This window comes from Alkaliphilus peptidifermentans DSM 18978 (assembly GCF_900101495.1).
GTDB lineage: Bacteria > Bacillota > Clostridia > Peptostreptococcales > Natronincolaceae > Alkaliphilus_C > Alkaliphilus_C peptidifermentans.
Map to the genome: position 1 here is coordinate 36,109 of NZ_FMUS01000004.1, position 18,771 is coordinate 54,879.

An 18,771-nucleotide genomic window follows, 5' to 3' on the forward strand; every position below is an offset into this window, starting at 1 on the left:
TAGTAGTTAAAAAGAAATGTAGAAATGAAAAATTTAGTTGACATTTATATTTCTTTTGCATATAATTCATATTAATCTTCAGAAATTTGAAAAAAGGATGATTATAATGCTAAGCGAAATTAGAAAGGATTATCAACTAAATATCTATTATTTTTATTTTTACTGGGGCTTTTTCTTTTTTAGCGCTGGTTATTTTACTTGGAAAAATTATAGATATGTTGTTTCCCTTCTATTTCAAATAGATCCTTTGAATAAACAATTAGTATATTCATAGCCCTTTAGGTTATGTGATACCAGTTTACCAGGAGACTCTTAGAAATAAGAGTCTCCTTTTTTTATAAAATAAATTAAATTAGGAGGAAATTATTATGGTTATTATTATGAAACCTACAGCAACTAAGGAGGTAATTAACAAAATCATGCAAAAAATGGAGAGTTTAGGGTGCAGTGTCCATATTACTGAAGGTGAGAATCAAACTATCTTAGGTTTGGTTGGAGACACAAGTAAAATTAATCCTAGTCAAATCGAAGCTAATGAAAATGTAGATCGACTAGTTCGTGTTCAGTCTCCATACAAACTAGCTAGCAAATTATTTCATCCAACACCAACAGTAATAGAAATTGATGGCTGTAAAATTGGTGGAGGAAATATTGGAATTATCGCTGGTCCATGCGCAGTCGAAAGTGAAGAACAATTAATGACTATTGCTGCACTTACAAAGAAGCATGGTGCTGGCTTTTTAAGGGGAGGTGCCTTCAAGCCTCGGACCTCACCCTACAGCTTTCAAGGATTAGGTGAAGAGGGGCTTAAACTCCTTAAAAAGGCTAAAGAAGTTAATGGTATGCCAATTGTTACTGAGGTTATGGATCATGAGGATTTTGATTTAGTTGCGGAATATGCAGATATACTTCAAATTGGTGCTAGAAATATGCAAAATTTTTCATTACTTAAGAAGGCAGGAAAAACAAATAAACCCATTCTATTAAAACGTGGGTTATCTGCAACAATTGAAGAATTTTTAATGGCGGCAGAATATATTATGTCTGAAGGAAACTTAAGAATAATTCTATGTGAGAGGGGTATTAGAACCTTTGAAACATACACCAGAAATACACTGGATTTAAGTGCTATACCAGTAATTAAAGAGCTGAGTCACCTTCCTATTATTGTTGACCCAAGTCATGCAACAGGAAAATGGGCTATGGTTGAGCCTTTATCAAAAGCTGCAATTGCAGTTGGGGCTGACGGCCTAATGATTGAAGTTCACCATCAGCCAGAACTGGCTTTATGTGATGGAGCACAATCCCTTAAGCCTGCCAAATTCGGTAGATTGATGGAAGCTATAAATAAAATTTCTGAAGCTTTATCGTAGATCAGAGGGATTTTTGAGTATTTATATTATAACGAGTTTATTCAAGGTGCAAAGTTGAGTATTGTTGATTTTTATTAGCAATAAAAAAAACTGCTGTAGCAGCAGTTTTTTTACTTTGCATATTCAATTGCTCTTGTTTCTCTAATTACGTTAACTTTTATTTGACCTGGGTATTCCAGTTCGTTTTCAATACGTTTAGTTATACCTCTAGCTAATAGAATAATGTCTTCATCACTATAGGAATCCGGTTTTACTAAAATACGAATTTCTCTACCTGCTTGTATTGCAAATGATTTTTCAACTCCATCAAAATCGTTTGCGATTTCTTCCAGCTTTTCTAAACGTTTGATATATGATTCCAGAGTTTCTCTTCTTGCACCTGGTCTTGCAGCTGAAATTGCATCAGCAGCAGTAACTAATACTGCTTCAATTGACTGTGGCTCATAATCGCCATGATGTGTTGACATAGCATGAATTACATCTTTTGATTCTTTGTACTTTCTTAAAAGCTCCATACCAATTTCCACATGGGTTCCTTCTATCTCATGGTCAACGGCTTTACCTATATCATGAAGTAATCCTGCTCGTTTTGCCAACTTAACATCCGTGCCCAACTCAGCAGCCATGATACCAGCTAAATGAGATACTTCTATAGAATGCTTTAAGACATTCTGTCCATAGCTTGTTCTATACTTAAGGCGTCCCAATAACTTGATTAACTCTGGGTGAAGTCCGTGAACTCCAGCTTCAAATGTAGCCTGTTCACCTTCTTCTTTAATAATGTTATCCACTTCTCGCTTTGCTTTTTCAACCATTTCTTCAATTCTAGCTGGATGTATTCTTCCATCTACTATCAGCTTTTCTAGGGCAATTCTAGCTACTTCTCTCCTAATTGGATCAAAGCCTGAAAGAATAACTGCCTCCGGTGTATCATCGATAATCAAGTCGATACCTGTTAATGTTTCTAATGTACGAATATTTCGACCTTCTCTACCAATGATTCTACCCTTCATTTCATCATTTGGCAATGCTACAACAGTTACTGTTGTTTCAGCCACATGATCTGCTGCACATTTTTGAATTGAATAGGTTATTATTTCTTTTGCTCTCTTCTCAGCTTCATCCTTTGCCTTGCCTTCGATGTCCTTGATCATCATTGCACTTTCATATCTGACTTCTTTTTCAATATCATTTAGCAGAAGTTGTCTAGCTTCCTCAGATGTTAGACCAGATAATTCTTCAAGCTTACGAATCTCTTTTTCATAAAGCTGATTGATTTCTTCTTGTTTGTCTTCTAAATCCCGTAATTTTTTAGATAATCTATCATCTTTTTGCTCTAATCCTTCAGATTTTTTATCTAAAACTTCTTCTTTTTGAATTAATCTTCTTTCAATGCGTTGTAGTTCGTTTCGCCTCTCTCTACTCTCTCGTTCAAATTCATTACGGAGCTTGTGAACTTCTTCCTTAGCTTCAAGTAAAACTTCTTTTTTACTAGTTTCAGCATCACGTTCAGCATCTTCAATAAGTTTTTTGGCAAGTATTTCTGCACTCCCTATTTTACGCTCCCCAATGGTTTTTCGAATCAAATAGCCGATAAGGCATCCTACTACAGTTGCAACTAAGATAAATATTATGTCTTGACTATTAATATGTGGACACCTCCTTTATTTAGTTTTAAAGGTACAGTGAGTTACAATTTCATTGAGTAAATATGTAACCCAAACAAAAATCATGAACTTATAGGCATACAATACCCATAAAATACACCATGATTTGTATTTATTGTATATCTTTTTTATTATCGTGTCAAGTTGGATTATATACATGCTATAGAGCTTAAAACCTATTTTCATTTTTGACATATCCTACTTCTTTATACACCTATTCTTAATCTCTCTTAAATTATACAAAAACCCCTCTTTTGAGGGGTTTTTAGGTTTATTCATCTATTTCTTCAGTTACTACTGCTTCAATATTTCCTTTTCCTTGAGTTAATCCATAATGCTGGCGAATTTTATCCTCAAGCTCCTTCCAGATATCTGGATTTTCCTTTAGAAATTGCTTAGCATTTTCTCTACCTTGACCTAGTCTATCATCTCCATAGCTATACCATGCTCCGGCCTTCTTAACTATATCAAGATTAGCAGCTGTGTCAAGAACATCACCAGTTTTAGAAATACCTTCTCCATACATTATATCAAATTCAGCCTGTTTAAATGGTGGAGCAACTTTGTTTTTAACAACCTTTACCCTAGTACGGTTACCCATAATATCATTACCCTGTTTAATAACATCAATTCTGCGAACATCCAGTCTTACTGAAGCATAGAATTTTAATGCCTTACCACCAGTAGTTGTTTCTGGGTTACCAAACATTACTCCAACCTTTTCACGAAGCTGATTTATAAATATAGCAGTAGTTTTTGATTTATTAACTGCTCCAGCAAGCTTTCTTAATGCCTGTGACATTAAACGTGCCTGTAGTCCTATATGACTATCACCCATTTCACCTTCAATTTCAGCCTTAGGAACAAGGGCTGCAACCGAGTCTACTACTATTACATCTATAGCTCCACTCCGGACAAGTGCTTCAGCAATCTCTAGCGCCTGTTCACCAGTATCTGGTTGTGAAACTATTAAATCATCTATATTTACTCCTAGTTTTTGTGCGTAAGCTGGATCAAGAGCATGCTCGGCGTCGATAAATGCAGCAGAGCCTCCATTTTTTTGAGCTTCTGCAATAATATGTAAGGTTACTGTTGTCTTACCTGATGCCTCTGGCCCATAAATTTCTATAATTCTACCTCTAGGTACTCCTCCAACACCCAGTGCAATATCTAACTCTATTGAACCAGTAGAAATACATTCCATGCTCAGCTTTGAATCTTCTCCTAATTTCATTATTGAACCTTTTCCAAATTGCTTTTCTATTTGATTAATAGCCATCTCCAACGCTTTTTTCTTTTCCATCATTTTATCTACCAGAGCTTTGTCTGGCTCACCTACCTTTCATGATATTCGAACATTTGTTCTTTTTTATAATTATAACTTATTTAAATATGTAGGTCAAATATATTTTTATAGTTTATTTAAATTTCGTACCCTTTAAAAAAATACCTCTACTAATAATTGATAATTTAAACTTCCTTCATTATTTTCTTTCTTAGAAGGTTTAAGGCAGTTATGGTTGAAAGCTTCTGTATTCTTTCTCTTTTACCATATAATTGAAGATGAACTACTTCAAATTCATCAATTACATTAATACCAATAAATACTGTTCCGACAGGCTTTTCAGGTGTACCTCCCTTTGGCCCAGCTATTCCAGTTATTGATATACAGCATTGTGAATTAGTTCTGCTTTTCAATCCTTTAACCATTGCCAATGCAACCTCTTTACTAACTGCTCCAAAGCTATTTATTAACTCTGGTGATATTGAGAGATCTCTAGTCTTAGATTCGTTACTATAGGTAATAAATCCACTTTCAAAGACTTCAGAGATTCCAGCTACAGAAGTAAGCTTAGCAGCCAGCATCCCACCTGTACAAGATTCAGCTGTAGATAGTCTAAGGTTTTTTTCTTTTAATATTTTGTAAACTTCTTCTTCTAATGTGCTGCCGTCATGGCTGTATATATAATTTCCTATTCTGGCTTGTATTTCCCTCAGCAGTGGCTCCATTTCCTCTCGGCAAAAATCTTCACTTTCCCCCTCAGCTGTTACAGTTAAAGTAATATTACCGTCTAGGGCGTAAGTTGCTACTGATAAGTTATTATACTTTTGAATTAAATCCATAAGCTCATCCTCAAGGGCTGATTCACCAATCCCTATAACTTCAAAGCTTTTTATAATTATACTTTTACTGCTTAAATACTTTAATGAGGGCATTACATAGCTGGTTAACATAGCCTGCATTTCAAAGGGGGGACCAGGTAGCACATATATTTTTTTAAATTTATATTCTATTAAAAAGCCTGGTGCAGTACCATTTTCATTTTCAATTATTGAAGCTCCCTTTGGGAAATATGCTTGACGAAAATTATTAGCTGGACATCTCTTGTGCCTCCTGCTAAGTATCTCCACTATATGCTCCTTAGCATCATCATTTAACTCCAGAGGACAACCAGTTACTTCTGCAACCGCTTCTCTGGTAATATCGTCTAATGTTGGGCCTAAGCCTCCAGTGATTATTAAAATGTCTGAATTATTCAAGGCATAAGTAATTGAATTAATTATACTTTGCAGGTCATCTTCTACAATTAGCTTGGTACCAACACTAAAGCCGTGTGAAATCAATTGTTGAGAAATAAAATAAGAGTTAGTATCTATTGTTTTACCCTTAAGTAGCTCTGTTCCTATACATACTATTGAAGCCTTCATGCCCTCCGCTCCTCTTAAATGTTTTTTAAATACAAAATGCCAATAATAATGATTGGCATTCAGATCAATCTTCAATTTTAACTTTAAGGAGATTATTAATGCTTTAAAATGTGATTGTTTATTTTAATATAATCAAGACCAGAAATTACTGTAAAAATAACTGCCACCCAGATCATGATGGTATCAAAGGGAAAATTAATATATCTGAAGGGAAAGTTATTAATTAATATAGCAATAATTGCAATAATCTGAGTTATGGTTTTTGCCTTCCCCCACCAACTGGCGGCAATTACAATTCCTTCTGCAGCTGCTACAGCTCTTAAAATACTTATAGTAAATTCTCTAGCAATAATAATAACTACAACCCATGCTGATAGCTTTCCCAGTTGCACTAGAGAGATTAATGCCGCAGATACCAGTAGTTTATCTGCCAATGGGTCCATGAACTTTCCAAAGTTTGTTACTTGGTTTTTTTTCCTAGCAATGTACCCATCCAGCGTATCTGTAATGGCAGCTATAATAAAAATTCCAGCTGCTATTTGTACTCCATAGGGTACACGATTTAATAGAAAAACCATGAAAACAGGAACTAGTAAAATTCTAAGAATTGTTAACTTATTTGCTAAATTCATCAATTACATCTCCCATCAAATCATATTCTAATGCTCCACTTATCTTCACCTTAACTATTTCGCCTACTTCTATAGTCCTTGAAGATTGCAGATATACTAGTCCATCTATTTCAGGAGCATCTCCTCTAGTTCTACCCATATATTCTTTTCCCTTAACCATAACCTCTTCAACCAATACTTCCATTTCTCTGCCAACCTTAGCTTGATTATTATCTAAGGAAATTTTTTGCTGTATTTCCATTATTTCACTTCTGCGGACTTCCTTAATATCTTCATCTACTTGATCTGGTAATAGTGCTGCTGGAGTTCCTTCTTCCTTTGAATAAGCAAATACTCCTAGCTTATCAAATTGCATTTCTTCAACAAAGGCCTTCAGATCTTGATAATGCTTATCTTCTTCACCCGGGAAGCCTACAATCAAAGAAGTTCTTAACACTATATCTGGCATTTGGCTTCTTAGCTTATTAATAAGTTGAGTAAGAGCCTCTCTTCTTGTTCTTCTGTTCATAAGCTTTAGTATTGAGTCGTTTGAATGCTGGATAGGCATATCTAAATACTTGCAAATTTTTTCTTTGCTTTTTATTACCTCTATTAAATCATCTGTAATCATTTCGGGATAGGCATAAAGAAGTCGAATCCAATGTATACCATCAACTTCATTTAGTTTTTCTAAAAGTCTTGGCAGCATCAATTCATCGTATATATCTACGCCATATCGGGTAGTGTCCTGTGCAATTAGTATAATTTCTTTAACACCTTTATTAGCTAAATCTTCTACCTCTTTTATTATGTTTTCCATTTTTCTACTTCTATATTTTCCACGAAGCTTCGGAATAATACAGTAGGTACAAACATTGTCGCATCCATCAGAAATTTTAACATAGGCAGTATGAGATGGTGTTGTTTGAAATCTTGGCAAAGACTCATCAAATGCTTGATCGATATTACCAATTTGAATAATTTTATTACCCTTCATACTTTCATTAATAGTTTCAACAATTGTATGATAATTGCCTGTTCCAATTATGGCATCAACCTCTGGTAGCTCCTTTAATAAATCTTCTGAATAGCGTTCTCCAAGGCAGCCAGATACTAATAAAAGCTTTAATCGCTTTTTTTTAAGCATTCCCAGCTCAATTATTTTATTAATTGATTCTTCCTTCGCAGCATCAATAAACCCACAGGTGTTTACAATAATTATATCTGCATTATTTTTAGTAGTTGTTAGCTTATAGCCGTATTTGTTCAATATCCCCAGCATAATTTCTGCATCGATTAGGTTTTTAGAGCATCCAAGGGATTCTATATATACTGTAAGATTCATTTATTTGTCTTCCCTTCTTTTTCTTTGTAATATTTACTAATTACTCCTATAGCTTCTTCAATTTTATCATAATTAATTGTAATATCATAATTATATTTTTCAATTGAGTATTGATAAAGAGGATCATAATATATGTCTAATAGATCTTCTGCAAGTACATCATATTTCTTCTCTATTATTAAGTTGAGATATTCTTCAACCTTCTCTTTACCTAATCTTTTCTTAAGTTTGGAAATAGCCTCTATTAACTGAGGGTCATGGAAAGCTATTTTATTAACATAATCCTTTACAAGCCTATTGGTTCTATTGGTTTTATTGGTTTCAAGTAAAATATGATGTCCATTTACTATTTTGTCGTACAAATGATCTGGTATAAATACGTTCCCTAAACGCTGACTTTCACTTTCTACTACAATTGGAGTGTTTGAATTATTTATAAGAATTTCTGCTATTTCATTTTCAAAATTCTTTTGATTAGCTATTGTGCTATAGCCAATAGACCCGAAAACTGATCCTTTATTATGGGCTAATTCTTCTAAATTAAGTATAGGTATACCCATAGAATGTAGCTTTTCAAGAATTTCTGTCTTCCCTACTCCGGTTAATCCATGTAAAACAATAAAGCTCACTTCTTTAAGATCTTGAAAAAAATTAAGTACATAGTTACGGTATTCCTTAAAACCACCTTTTAGCTGGTATATACCTCTAATTTCTAGTATTTGCAATAATTTTACAAAGGAGGTGCTCCTAAGCCCCCCTCTTGCACAAAAAACAATTATTTGAGTATTACTCTCCATTAGTTCTAATATCTGCCTATAGAAATCGGGAAGTTTTACAGACACAAATTCTAATCCTCTTAGCTTAGCCGCTATTGTTCCACTATTTTTATATATCTTTCCTATTTCAATTCGTTCATCATCATCAAGTAAAGGTATATTAATAGCTCCTGGTATAGTTCCTTTACTGAATTCATAGGAGGACCTAACATCAATAAAGATTTTATCATTAAGCTTAACTGCCTCTTCAATTTTTAATTGCATCATACTTTACTTCACCTTCGTCTATAGTTAGGTTTTTTCATTCAACATTCAACATTCAACATTTATAATTTTGTAATTACTCTCTACTCATTGCTATTATTTAAGTCTGAAGCAGTAATTAGCACCTGTCTTGGTTTACTGCCTTCGTGTTGTCCAATAATCCCCTTTGACTCCATTTCATCAATTAATCGTGCTGCTCTATTATATCCTATTCTTAAGCGTCTTTGTAGCATTGATATTGAAGCCTGTTGACTTTCTACCACTAATTGTACAGCACTATCAAATAAATCGTCAGAACCAGATATTTCTAATGAATCACCTTGATCTATTCGATTAATAATATCTGACTCATAAAGAGGCTTTTCTATTTGTTTTTTTATAAAGGCAATTACTCTCTCTACCTCAGCCTCAGAAACAAATGCACCCTGAATACGTATAGGCTTGTTAGCTCCTATTGGATAAAACAGCATATCTCCCTTTCCTAAGAGCTTTTCGGCTCCTCCCATATCTAGTATTGTTCTGGAATCTGTTTGTGAAGCAGCAGAAAATGCAATTCTAGAAGGAATATTGGCCTTAATGACACCTGTTATAACGTCTACTGATGGCCTCTGGGTAGCAAGTACTAAATGAATACCTGCAGCTCTAGCCATTTGTGCTAGACGGCAAATTGCATCCTCAACATCATTTGCAGCTACCATCATTAAATCTGCAAGCTCATCAATAATAATTACAATGAATGGAATCTTGGTGTCATTAAATTTTTCATTATAGGTTCGAATATCCTTTACCTGACCCTCTGCAAAAAGCTTATATCTTCTTGTCATTTCCTGAACAGCCCAATTTAATGCACTAGTAGCCTTTTTAGGGTCAGTAACCACTGGTATTAAAAGATGTGGTATGCCATTATACTGATTAAGCTCCACAACCTTAGGGTCCACAAGAATCAGTCTTACATCCTCTGGCTTGGCGTTGTACAGAATGCTTAGTATCAAGGTATTGATACAAACACTTTTACCAGAACCGGTAGCACCGGCAACGAGGAGGTGGGGCATTTTACTGATATCTGTTACAACTGGATTACCCGATATATCTTTTCCAAGTGCAAAGGGTATATTAAATTTACTTGTTTGATAATTATTGCTATCTATTACTTCTCTAAGGGTAACATTTGCCGCATCATCATTAGGAATTTCAATTCCAATAGCTGCTTTACCAGGAATAGGTGCTTCTATTCTTATTGCTGGTGCTGCCATATTTAATGCAATATCATCACTTAGATTCACAATTTTACTAACCTTTACTCCAACACTAGGCTGCAACTCATATCTTGTAATTACAGGGCCTTTGCTAACCTGTATTACTTTTGCTTCTACTCCGAAGTTTTTTAGTGTTTCTTCTAGAATTTTTGCCTTTTTAACGATTTTTTTCTTATCATCCTTAGAGGGCTGTAAATCAATTTGATTTAATAAACCTACATCTGGAAGACAATACTCTATTTGTTGATTATAATAACCTTCTACGTCTAACTGTAGTCCTACTTCTCCCTTATTGGTGGTACTATTGTTAATATTGTCTTTTTTTGGAGAATCGATAACCTCATCTACTTCCTCATCAATCATTTCATTAGCTGTAAAATCTAAAATTTTAATCTTTTCATCCTTGACACTAATATCAGCAGATACTGCCGCCTCATTTTTAAAGCTATCATAATCAACTACAGTATCATCGTAATCAGAGGATTTTCTATTGGGTGAAACCATAACAAAATCTCCAACAAAGCTCTTAAATCCTGCGAACACTTTAACGCTTAAATTTTTAATGTGCTTTAATAAAGTAAGTAGAGAGACTTTAGTGTATAGCATGGTGGCGATAATCAACACACTAAAAACAATAATTGTGCCTCCAATTTCACCAAAAAGCTTAACCAATATACTGGTGACTATGTAACCAATGACACCGCCACCTATTCCTTCTTTTCCTAACTGAAAGCTAAGGGCTATGCTGCTATTTATTGATTCATCAGCTAAGCCCTCCATTATAAAATTTATATCTCCTATTGAAAAAAGAATTAATAAACATGTAAAGACAGTTCCAAAATACATAATACTACTTTTATCTTTCCAAAAAAAAGCATTGCTAAGCACCAGTATCCCACACAAAATAATTATGTAGGATAAAACATATGCAGCATTGGAAAATAATCCTGTTGATAGATTTTTTATCATTTCTCCAACTGATCCTGCACCCTTTGTATGCATCGCAACAAATAGAATAAGTCCAACTGCAATTAGAAACACACCCTTTATTTCATGGTTAAATTTTGATATGTACCCACCAGTAGATATCTTTTGTTTTTTTGCTTTCCTACTCACTTTCATCACCCCGTAATTAATCTGTTATCTCATGCTGTTCATTACTATTTCAAATTATATAGTTATATTATAATTAAGTAAAGCGCAGATTTCTGCGCTCCATCTCAATCTTACTATTTCCATTTTACAACATAATTTGAAAATCTACAAACATTTACCGGGTAAAATATTAAAATATCCAATTAATTCTTAAGCACTTGCTCCTCTATCTCTGCTTTATTTAAATTGATAAGCTCTTTAAGCTTTTTTAAAGCTTTATCTAAACCGCCAACCTCATTTATCAAATTATGCTCTACTGCTTCCTTACCTATAAGTATTGTTCCAATATCATTGGCGAACTCATCAGTTGAATTCATTAAGTCGAAAAAACTGTTTCTTTCCACCTTCGAGGTTCTAGCAACAAAATCTATAATTCTATCCTGCATCTTACTAAAATAATTAAAAGTCTGTGGGACACCTATAACTAGTCCATTCATACGAATAGGGTGTATTGTCATTGTACCAGATGGTGATATAAATGAATAATCTCCTGAAGTAGCTAACGGAACACCAATGCTGTGACTGCCTCCCAGCACTAGTGTAACCTTTGGCTTAGATAAGCTATTTATTAATTCTGAAATTGCTAAACCAGCTTCCACATCGCCTCCCACAGTATTGAGAATAACAAGCAACCCTTCAATTTTAGGATTCTCTTCAACTGCAACCAACTGTGGAATGATATGCTCATATTTCGTGGCTTTATTTTGAGGAGGTGATACCATATGGCCTTCAATATGGCCAATTATAGTTAGTATGTGAATATTTTCCTCCTTCTGGGGAATATTATTTGTTCCCATTGCTGTTATGTTCATTAAATCAGAGCTTTGATTCTGCTGTTGATTCGGATGATTTGGGTTAATTGGCATATCAGTTTCATTATAACTATTGGTATTATGGGATGTGTGGTTATCTGTGTTGATTCCATAGTTTCCAAAATAATCAAATCCTGTAAACTCTTTTGTCATGTTTTCCACCTCAATTTATTTTATATAGCTTTATTTTTACCTATTCTCTCCCATATATTCTTAAAATAAAAAGCCCTCTTGAGAGAGCTGTAGGTTGTAGACAAACCCTGATATTTTCAAAACTACGTAAACCCGTTCAGAACCAAAAACGGGAATGAGCTAAAGATAATCAGAAGTTTTCAAAACTCACTTTCGCTCAAACAGTTGAAAACTCATATCTGATTAACTTTTCGCTCTTTTTATTCTAACTTCACTAATCGTTTACTTAAGTTTTAAAAATCGAGTTTGTCATATATATTACTTTTTCTTCAGCCTGAAGCTCATGTCACAGCTGAGATTTTTAAAATCTATTTATAAAAACATTTTCCTTTTTTCTTCATCTTCCACTTCTATTATTATCATGTCATTACCTATTTTTTTAATTGCCTCCCATGGAATTTCCAATAATGACCCACTTGAAAGAAAGCTAAATATATTCTTTTCATCAGGTATTAAAAGAGCTATTATCTTCCCTGTTTTTTCATCAATTAGCATATCGGAATCCCCAATGACGCCAAGTCTGCTACCATTACATAGGTTTACTATTTCTTTACCACCTATTGCACTAAATCGCATTTTATTTCCTCCTTCATAGGTTTGTCTATATATTTATATTTATAAGGATAGGAAAAAATGTCTAATTATTGATTTTGAAAAACAAATTAAATGAATAAAGGCCGACAGAATCGTCAGCCACTACAATTTTTAAATACATTATCATCATTTCTCACATTACTAATTTCTAATTGTTGTTATTATTAAATACTTTTTCTATTACATCTCCCTGATTCTGTTTACTTAAAGTAGCTACAGCAACAGAGTCCAACTGAATTACCCTCTTAATAACATCAATAATATGCTCCATCTTTATTGCATCAATTTTTTCAATTATCTCCTTGGGACTATTTATTTTGCCAAGTAATAGCTCGGATTTTCCGATGCTGGTCATTCTACTACTGGTGCTCTCAAGTCCTAGAATGTAATTACCCTTTAGCTGTTCTTTAGATTTTAGTAATTCACCATCAGTTAAGCCTTTTACTTTAACATTTTGAAGCTCTTGATATACTAGGGATGTTACTTCTTCCAGCTGCTGAGGATTCATGCCACCATATATAGTCAGAAGTCCACCCTCTTTGTAAAAAGACGGATAAGAATAAATAGAATATGCAAGACCTCGTTCTTCTCTTATGGTTTGAAAGAGTCGAGAGCTCATACTTCCACCTAAAATATTATTTACAACCATTAAAGGATAAATATCCTCATGTCCTAAGGAAATTCCTTTAAAGGCCATGCAAAGATGGGCCTGCTCAACATCCTTTGTTCTGTGTACCTTTTTAAAGCTATAGTTCAAATCGATTTTTTCTTTTCCATTTGTTTTTCTATTCCAACCACCAAACTTCTTTTCTATTGTTTTTAGTATTTCCTCTTCTTTAAAATTACCAGCGATAGATATAACGGTTTTTTCTGGAACATAGTAATCATTCATGAAGTTGTTGAGTACATCTTTATTAATAGTAGATAATGTATCTGCTGTACCTAAAATAGGCAAACCCAAAGAGCTATCTTTAAATACAGTCTGGGATAGAAGATCATGAACAAGATCTTCTGGTGAATCCTCATACATACTAATCTCTTCCATTATGACACTTCGTTCCTTATCTATATCAATAGGGTCTAGCTTTGAATTGAAAAGCATATCTGAAAGAAGATCTATTGCTAAGTCGTAATGACTATCTAAAACTTTAATATAATAACAAGTACATTCTTTCCCAGTAAAGGCATTTATTTGTCCACCAACGCCATCAACTATATCTGCTATGTCCATTGCTGTTCTTGTTGCAGTACCTTTAAATAACATATGCTCTATAAAGTGAGATACTCCATTATTAGAATTATCTTCATTTTTAGAGCCCGTTTCTACCCATACTCCAATTGAAATTGATTTTACATATGGGATATGTTCTGAAACTATTCGTAATCCATTATCTAGTGTATATTTTTTATACATTTTATCCTCCTGTATCTATATTCTATATAAGCTATAGATTTTTCTTTTATTTCATCAATATTGTACTCATACATTATAAGGTAGTTTTAAAATATATGCAACTTATTCTATAAGTATATCAGATACAGTCCCAATTTCTAACCCCTTCGCCCTTAGTGCATCGATTAATTGTGGTAATGCTTTAGCTGTTTCTTCCATTGGGTGCATTAAGACAATGGCACCATTATGATTGTCTTTTTCCATTACTCTTTTATAAATTACATCGCTGGTGCTTCCCTTTCTCCAATCAATTGTGTCAATTGTCCAAAGGATTGTCTTATAGCCATATTTTTGTGCTGCCATTAAGGTATTCTCATTGTATGCCCCTGATGGAGGAGCAAAGTACAATGGCTTAACATTGGTATATTTCATAATAATATCTTCAGCATTTTTTATTTCTTCTTCATTCTTCCCAAGTGACATTGTGCTGTAATTTGAATGATAATAACCGTGACTACCTATTTCATGACCTTCATCTACAATGGTCATGAATAGCTCTGGATACTCCTTTACCCATCTCCCTGTCACGAAGAAAGTAATTTTTACATTCTTTTCCTTAAGTGTTTCTAATATGTCTGGCAATACTTCATTTCCCCAGTCAACGTTACAGGTAAATGCTATGTAATTGGGGTTAGTTCCTTTATCAATAGGTTTAATTAAATTATCCAATGACATGACCGAGGTGGTTTGTTGCCTCCTACTATAAAATAGGATACCCGTAACAAGTAGTGCAATAACAACTATTATTGTTATTGATAATTTCACTACTCTTTTATTAACGATGATTATCATAAAAATTCCCCCTTATTTAATTTGTCATGCTGATAATATATTATTCCAAAATACCTCACTTATTCTTACATTATGCTGCAAGCTATTTTATATTAGGGGGAAATATAATTGATAGTATTATTATCTACAAAAATGTAAAATAAATTTTATTTAAATAAAAAAACATAAACCTCTTTGGTTTATGCTTTCTCATTATTATTACTTTTTTCAGGCTTAGGTAAAAGTGCTTTTCTTGATAAACTAACTTTACCTTGAGGATCTATTTCGATGACCTTAACATCAATTTCTTGTCCTGTCTCTAAAACATCCTCAACCTTATTCACTCTTTCGTGGGCTAAATTAGAAATATGAACTAAGCCTTCTTTTCCAGGTAGTATCTCTACAAATGCTCCAAAGTTCATAATCTTTATTACTTTACCCTTAAAGGTTTCCCCCACTTCGGGTTCCCTTACAATGTTTTCAATGGTCTTTAATGCTTGATTTCCTGATTCCTGATTTGGTGCGGCAATATAAATAGTACCATCGTTTTCTATATCGATTTTAACTCCTGTTTCTTCGATTATTTTATTAATAATCTTACCGCCAGTACCAATAACATCTCTTATTTTATCAGGATTAATCTTCAACTGTATAATCTTTGGTGCGTATGGTGATAGCTCTTTTCTTGGCTCAGTTATTGTTTCTCTCATTTTGTCTAATATGTGGAGTCTGCCTACACGAGCCTGCTCTAATGCTTTTTGTAGTATTGGTCTATCAATTCCTGCTATTTTTATATCCATTTGAATTGCTGTAATACCATCATCGGTTCCAGCAACCTTAAAGTCCATATCTCCTAAGAAATCCTCCATACCTTGGATATCCGATAGAACAGCTACCTTATCATCTTCCTTTACAAGGCCCATCGCAATTCCAGCAACCATCTTTTTAATTGGTACACCTGCATCCATCAAGGATAGAGTACTACCGCAAACACTGGCTTGAGATGTTGAACCATTGGAGCTTACTACCTCTGATACTAGTCGAATAGCATAAGGGAATTCCTCTTTACTTGGAATAACTGGCTCCAGAGCCCTTTCAGCTAAGGCACCATGACCTATTTCTCTTCTTCCTGGCCCCCTCATAAATCGTGTTTCACCTACACTATATGGTGGGAAGTTGTAGTGATGCATATATCTCTTTTCTTCCTCTTCTCCAATTCCATCAAGGATTTGAACATCGCCTAGAGCACCTAATGTTGCTACTGTTAAAACCTGAGTTTGTCCCCTTGTGAATAGGCCTGTCCCATGGGTTCTAGGAAGAATTCCAACCTCACTCCAAATTGGTCTAATTTCATCTGGCTTACGATCATCAGGACGGATTCCTTCATGTACTATCATTCTTCTAATTTGCTCTTTGATAATCTTAGATAGAATATTAGCAATTTCCTTAGATTTTTCTTCATATTTTTCTGCAAAATATGCTTGTGTTTCTTCTTTCACATTATCAATATTCTCAATTCTTTCTTGCTTCTCGAAGGTTTGAATAGCGCTTACAAGCTTATCTGTAGCATAAGCTTTAACCTCTGCCTCCAATTCATCATTACTAACACTTGGTAATACCTCTTCTTTTGGTAATCCCACCTCTGCAACTATTTCTTCGATGAAGGAAACTACCTTTTTTATTTCGTCATGAGCAAACATTATAGCATCCAATATCTGCTCTTCAGTAAGCTCATTGGCTCCAGCTTCTATCATCATAATGGCATCCTTTGTTCCAGATACTACTAGATTAAGGCTGCTTTTTACCCTTTGTTGACTTGTGGGATTAACTATAAACTCACCATCAATCATTCCAATATTAACTGAACCAGTTGGTCCTTGGAATGGTATATGCGAAATAGATAAAGCAACGGATGAACCTATCATTGCAGCCATATCAGAAGGACAATCTTGATCCACTGACAAAACTGTAGCTATAACCTGTACATCATTTCTATAATTTTTTGGAAATAATGGTCTTATAGGTCTATCTATAAGTCTAGAGGTTAAAACTGCCTTTTCAGATGGTCTTCCTTCTCTTTTAATGAAGCCGCCAGGAATTTTACCAGCAGCATATGAGCGTTCTTCATAATCACAGCTTAATGGAAAAAAGTCTATCCCTTCCCTTGGTCCCTTTGAAGCACATGCTGTAACCAACACTACAGTGTCTCCATATTTAACAGTACAAGCTCCATGAGCTAGCTCAGCAATCTTGCCTACTTCAACACTAAAGGGTCTGCCGCCTATTTCTGTATTAAATGTTTTTACCATATATAAATTCCTCCTTTCGTTATTTCTTTTTTTATTATTAACCAAACCATTTAATCTAATAATAACTATTGGCTTGCTTAGTTGTTATTATTTCCTTTTATGTTGTAAAAATTCCTGTGAAGGATATGTATTAGTATCTTTTTCCATTTTTTTGAAATTAAATAATAGAGCGGGTATTCCCGCTCTTATTATTTTCTTAATCCAAGTTTTTCGATGATTACTCTGTATCTCTCAATATTCTTATCTTTTACGTAGTTTAACAGATTTCTTCTTTGACCAACCATCTTTAAAAGACCTCTTCTTGAATGATGATCCTTCTTGTGCATCTTAAGGTGTTCATTTAAATGGTTAATTCTTTCTGTTAATAAAGCAATTTGAACTTCAGGAGACCCTGTATCACTATCATGAGTCTTATGAGTATCAATGATTTGTACTTTAACATCTTTATTCATAGCTTTCACCTCCTCAATATATATCCCCATACTCTAAGTAACCGTCGGTGATTCAAATTACCGAGAGTAGGTTCTTAACCTTAATCATTTTAACATAGTTTGCTTTCCTTGTAAATATTTTTTTGCATTTTCAACGTCTAGCATCATTTGCTCTACTAAATCATCGACATTTTCAAATTTAACATTATCTCTTATTCTCATAACAAACTTTATTTCAATGAACTGATCATATAATGATCCTTTATAATCAATTATAAAGGTTTCTACAGTTGTATTTTTTCCATTAAAGGTTGGGTTTGTACCCACACAGGTGGCACCCATATAGGTTTTACCACCAACAATCACAAAGGTTGCATATACACCTTCCTTTGGAATAAGGTGAAAGGGTTCTATTAAGCTGTTGGCAGTTGGATATCCTAAGAATTTCCCCCTACCCATACCGTGAACTACCCTACTATACAAAGAGTAGTATCGACCAAGAAATTCATTTGCTAAGTCTATTTTACCATCCCATATATATTTACGTATACTTGAGCTACTTACCTTTTCATTATATAAAACAACAGGGTCGATTTCAAAGACTTCTATTTCATATTTCTTTCCTAAGTCTTTTAAAAGTTTTACATCGCCCTGTGCCTTGTAGCCAAATCTATAGTCAAATCCAACAATTGCGACTTTACAGTTTAGTTTGTTAACTAATATTTCCTTTATAAAGTCCTCTGGAGAAAGACTCATAATCTCTTCATTAAATTCGTCTAATATTAAGGTTTCTACATTAAACTCTTCTAATATCTTGGTTTTCACTTCAATAGAGGTAATTAGAGGTGGTCCTTCACCCTTTGAAACATACGCTAGAGGGTGATTTCTAAAGGTATAAACACTTGATTCAAGCTTACCTTCCCTCGATTTATCAACTAGTGTACTTATAAGCTGTTGATGGCCAATATGTACCCCGTCGAAATTTCCTAAAGCTACTCCTCTTTTTTTGTTTCTATTAATCTCTTTTAATCCTACTATTACATTCATAATGAC

The 18,771-nt window shown here is 34.0% G+C and carries 15 protein-coding genes; 1 reads left to right on the forward strand and 14 read right to left on the reverse strand.

What is annotated here, in order from left to right; genetic code table 11:
* The first annotated feature begins 368 nt into the window (after nt 1-368).
* On the forward strand, nt 369-1,373 hold the full coding sequence (aroF, locus tag BLP68_RS04065) for a 3-deoxy-7-phosphoheptulonate synthase (RefSeq protein WP_091540339.1): 1,005 nt from the start codon (nt 369-371) through the stop codon (nt 1,371-1,373).
* A gap of 110 nt (nt 1,374-1,483) precedes the next feature.
* Here the strand turns inward: aroF and rny are convergent, their stop codons facing one another.
* The 14 genes from rny to BLP68_RS04135 all read right to left on the reverse strand — a co-directional run bounded on the left by rny (nt 1,484) and on the right by BLP68_RS04135 (nt 18,765).
* Nucleotides 1,484-3,022: a ribonuclease Y gene (gene rny / locus BLP68_RS04070; protein WP_091540341.1), complete on the reverse strand. Its 1,539-nt coding sequence runs from the start codon at nt 3,020-3,022 to the stop codon at nt 1,484-1,486.
* Between the two features lie 289 nt (nt 3,023-3,311).
* On the reverse strand, nt 3,312-4,343 hold the full coding sequence (gene recA, locus BLP68_RS04075; RefSeq protein ID WP_330389059.1) for a recombinase RecA: 1,032 nt from the start codon (nt 4,341-4,343) through the stop codon (nt 3,312-3,314).
* A 167-nt stretch (nt 4,344-4,510) separates the two neighbouring features.
* Nucleotides 4,511-5,749, reverse strand: coding sequence for a competence/damage-inducible protein A (locus BLP68_RS04080; RefSeq protein WP_091540346.1), 1,239 nt, complete (start codon nt 5,747-5,749; stop codon nt 4,511-4,513).
* Nucleotides 5,750-5,844: 95 nt separating this feature from the next.
* On the reverse strand, nt 5,845-6,381 hold the full coding sequence (gene pgsA / locus BLP68_RS04085; RefSeq protein ID WP_091540349.1) for a CDP-diacylglycerol--glycerol-3-phosphate 3-phosphatidyltransferase: 537 nt from the start codon (nt 6,379-6,381) through the stop codon (nt 5,845-5,847).
* Nucleotides 6,365-7,705 (reverse strand): 30S ribosomal protein S12 methylthiotransferase RimO, encoded by a 1,341-nt coding sequence (gene rimO, locus BLP68_RS04090; RefSeq protein ID WP_091540350.1) that lies wholly within the window; start codon nt 7,703-7,705, stop codon nt 6,365-6,367. Before rimO ends, pgsA begins: the two co-directional genes overlap by 17 nt.
* The gene (gene mnmH, locus BLP68_RS04095) at nt 7,702-8,748 is read right to left on the reverse strand and encodes a tRNA 2-selenouridine(34) synthase MnmH (RefSeq protein ID WP_091540353.1); all 1,047 of its coding nucleotides are present in this window, start codon (nt 8,746-8,748) and stop codon (nt 7,702-7,704) included. The genes rimO and mnmH overlap by 4 nt, the downstream gene beginning before the upstream one ends.
* 80 nt (nt 8,749-8,828) lie before the next feature.
* Nucleotides 8,829-11,117: an FtsK/SpoIIIE family DNA translocase gene (locus BLP68_RS04100; protein WP_278278193.1), complete on the reverse strand. Its 2,289-nt coding sequence runs from the start codon at nt 11,115-11,117 to the stop codon at nt 8,829-8,831.
* 182 nt (nt 11,118-11,299) lie between these two features.
* Nucleotides 11,300-12,121, reverse strand: coding sequence for a ClpP family protease (locus BLP68_RS04105; RefSeq protein ID WP_330389060.1), 822 nt, complete (start codon nt 12,119-12,121; stop codon nt 11,300-11,302).
* Nucleotides 12,122-12,472: 351 nt separating this feature from the next.
* The gene (locus tag BLP68_RS04110) at nt 12,473-12,736 is read right to left on the reverse strand and encodes a YlmC/YmxH family sporulation protein (RefSeq protein WP_091540357.1); all 264 of its coding nucleotides are present in this window, start codon (nt 12,734-12,736) and stop codon (nt 12,473-12,475) included.
* Nucleotides 12,737-12,902: 166 nt separating this feature from the next.
* The gene (locus tag BLP68_RS04115) at nt 12,903-14,168 is read right to left on the reverse strand and encodes a M16 family metallopeptidase (RefSeq protein ID WP_091540358.1); all 1,266 of its coding nucleotides are present in this window, start codon (nt 14,166-14,168) and stop codon (nt 12,903-12,905) included.
* A 102-nt stretch (nt 14,169-14,270) separates the two neighbouring features.
* Nucleotides 14,271-14,999: a polysaccharide deacetylase family protein gene (locus BLP68_RS04120; RefSeq protein ID WP_091540361.1), complete on the reverse strand. Its 729-nt coding sequence runs from the start codon at nt 14,997-14,999 to the stop codon at nt 14,271-14,273.
* 179 nt (nt 15,000-15,178) lie between these two features.
* Nucleotides 15,179-17,287, reverse strand: coding sequence for a polyribonucleotide nucleotidyltransferase (locus tag BLP68_RS04125; RefSeq protein WP_091540362.1), 2,109 nt, complete (start codon nt 17,285-17,287; stop codon nt 15,179-15,181).
* 188 nt (nt 17,288-17,475) lie between these two features.
* Nucleotides 17,476-17,739 carry a 30S ribosomal protein S15 gene (gene rpsO, locus BLP68_RS04130; protein WP_091540365.1) on the reverse strand — a complete coding sequence of 88 codons (264 nt, stop codon included), beginning with the start codon at nt 17,737-17,739 and terminating at the stop codon, nt 17,476-17,478.
* Nucleotides 17,740-17,823: 84 nt separating this feature from the next.
* On the reverse strand, nt 17,824-18,765 hold the full coding sequence (locus BLP68_RS04135) for a bifunctional riboflavin kinase/FAD synthetase (protein ID WP_091540367.1): 942 nt from the start codon (nt 18,763-18,765) through the stop codon (nt 17,824-17,826).
* Between the last annotated feature and the right edge of the window lie 6 nt (nt 18,766-18,771).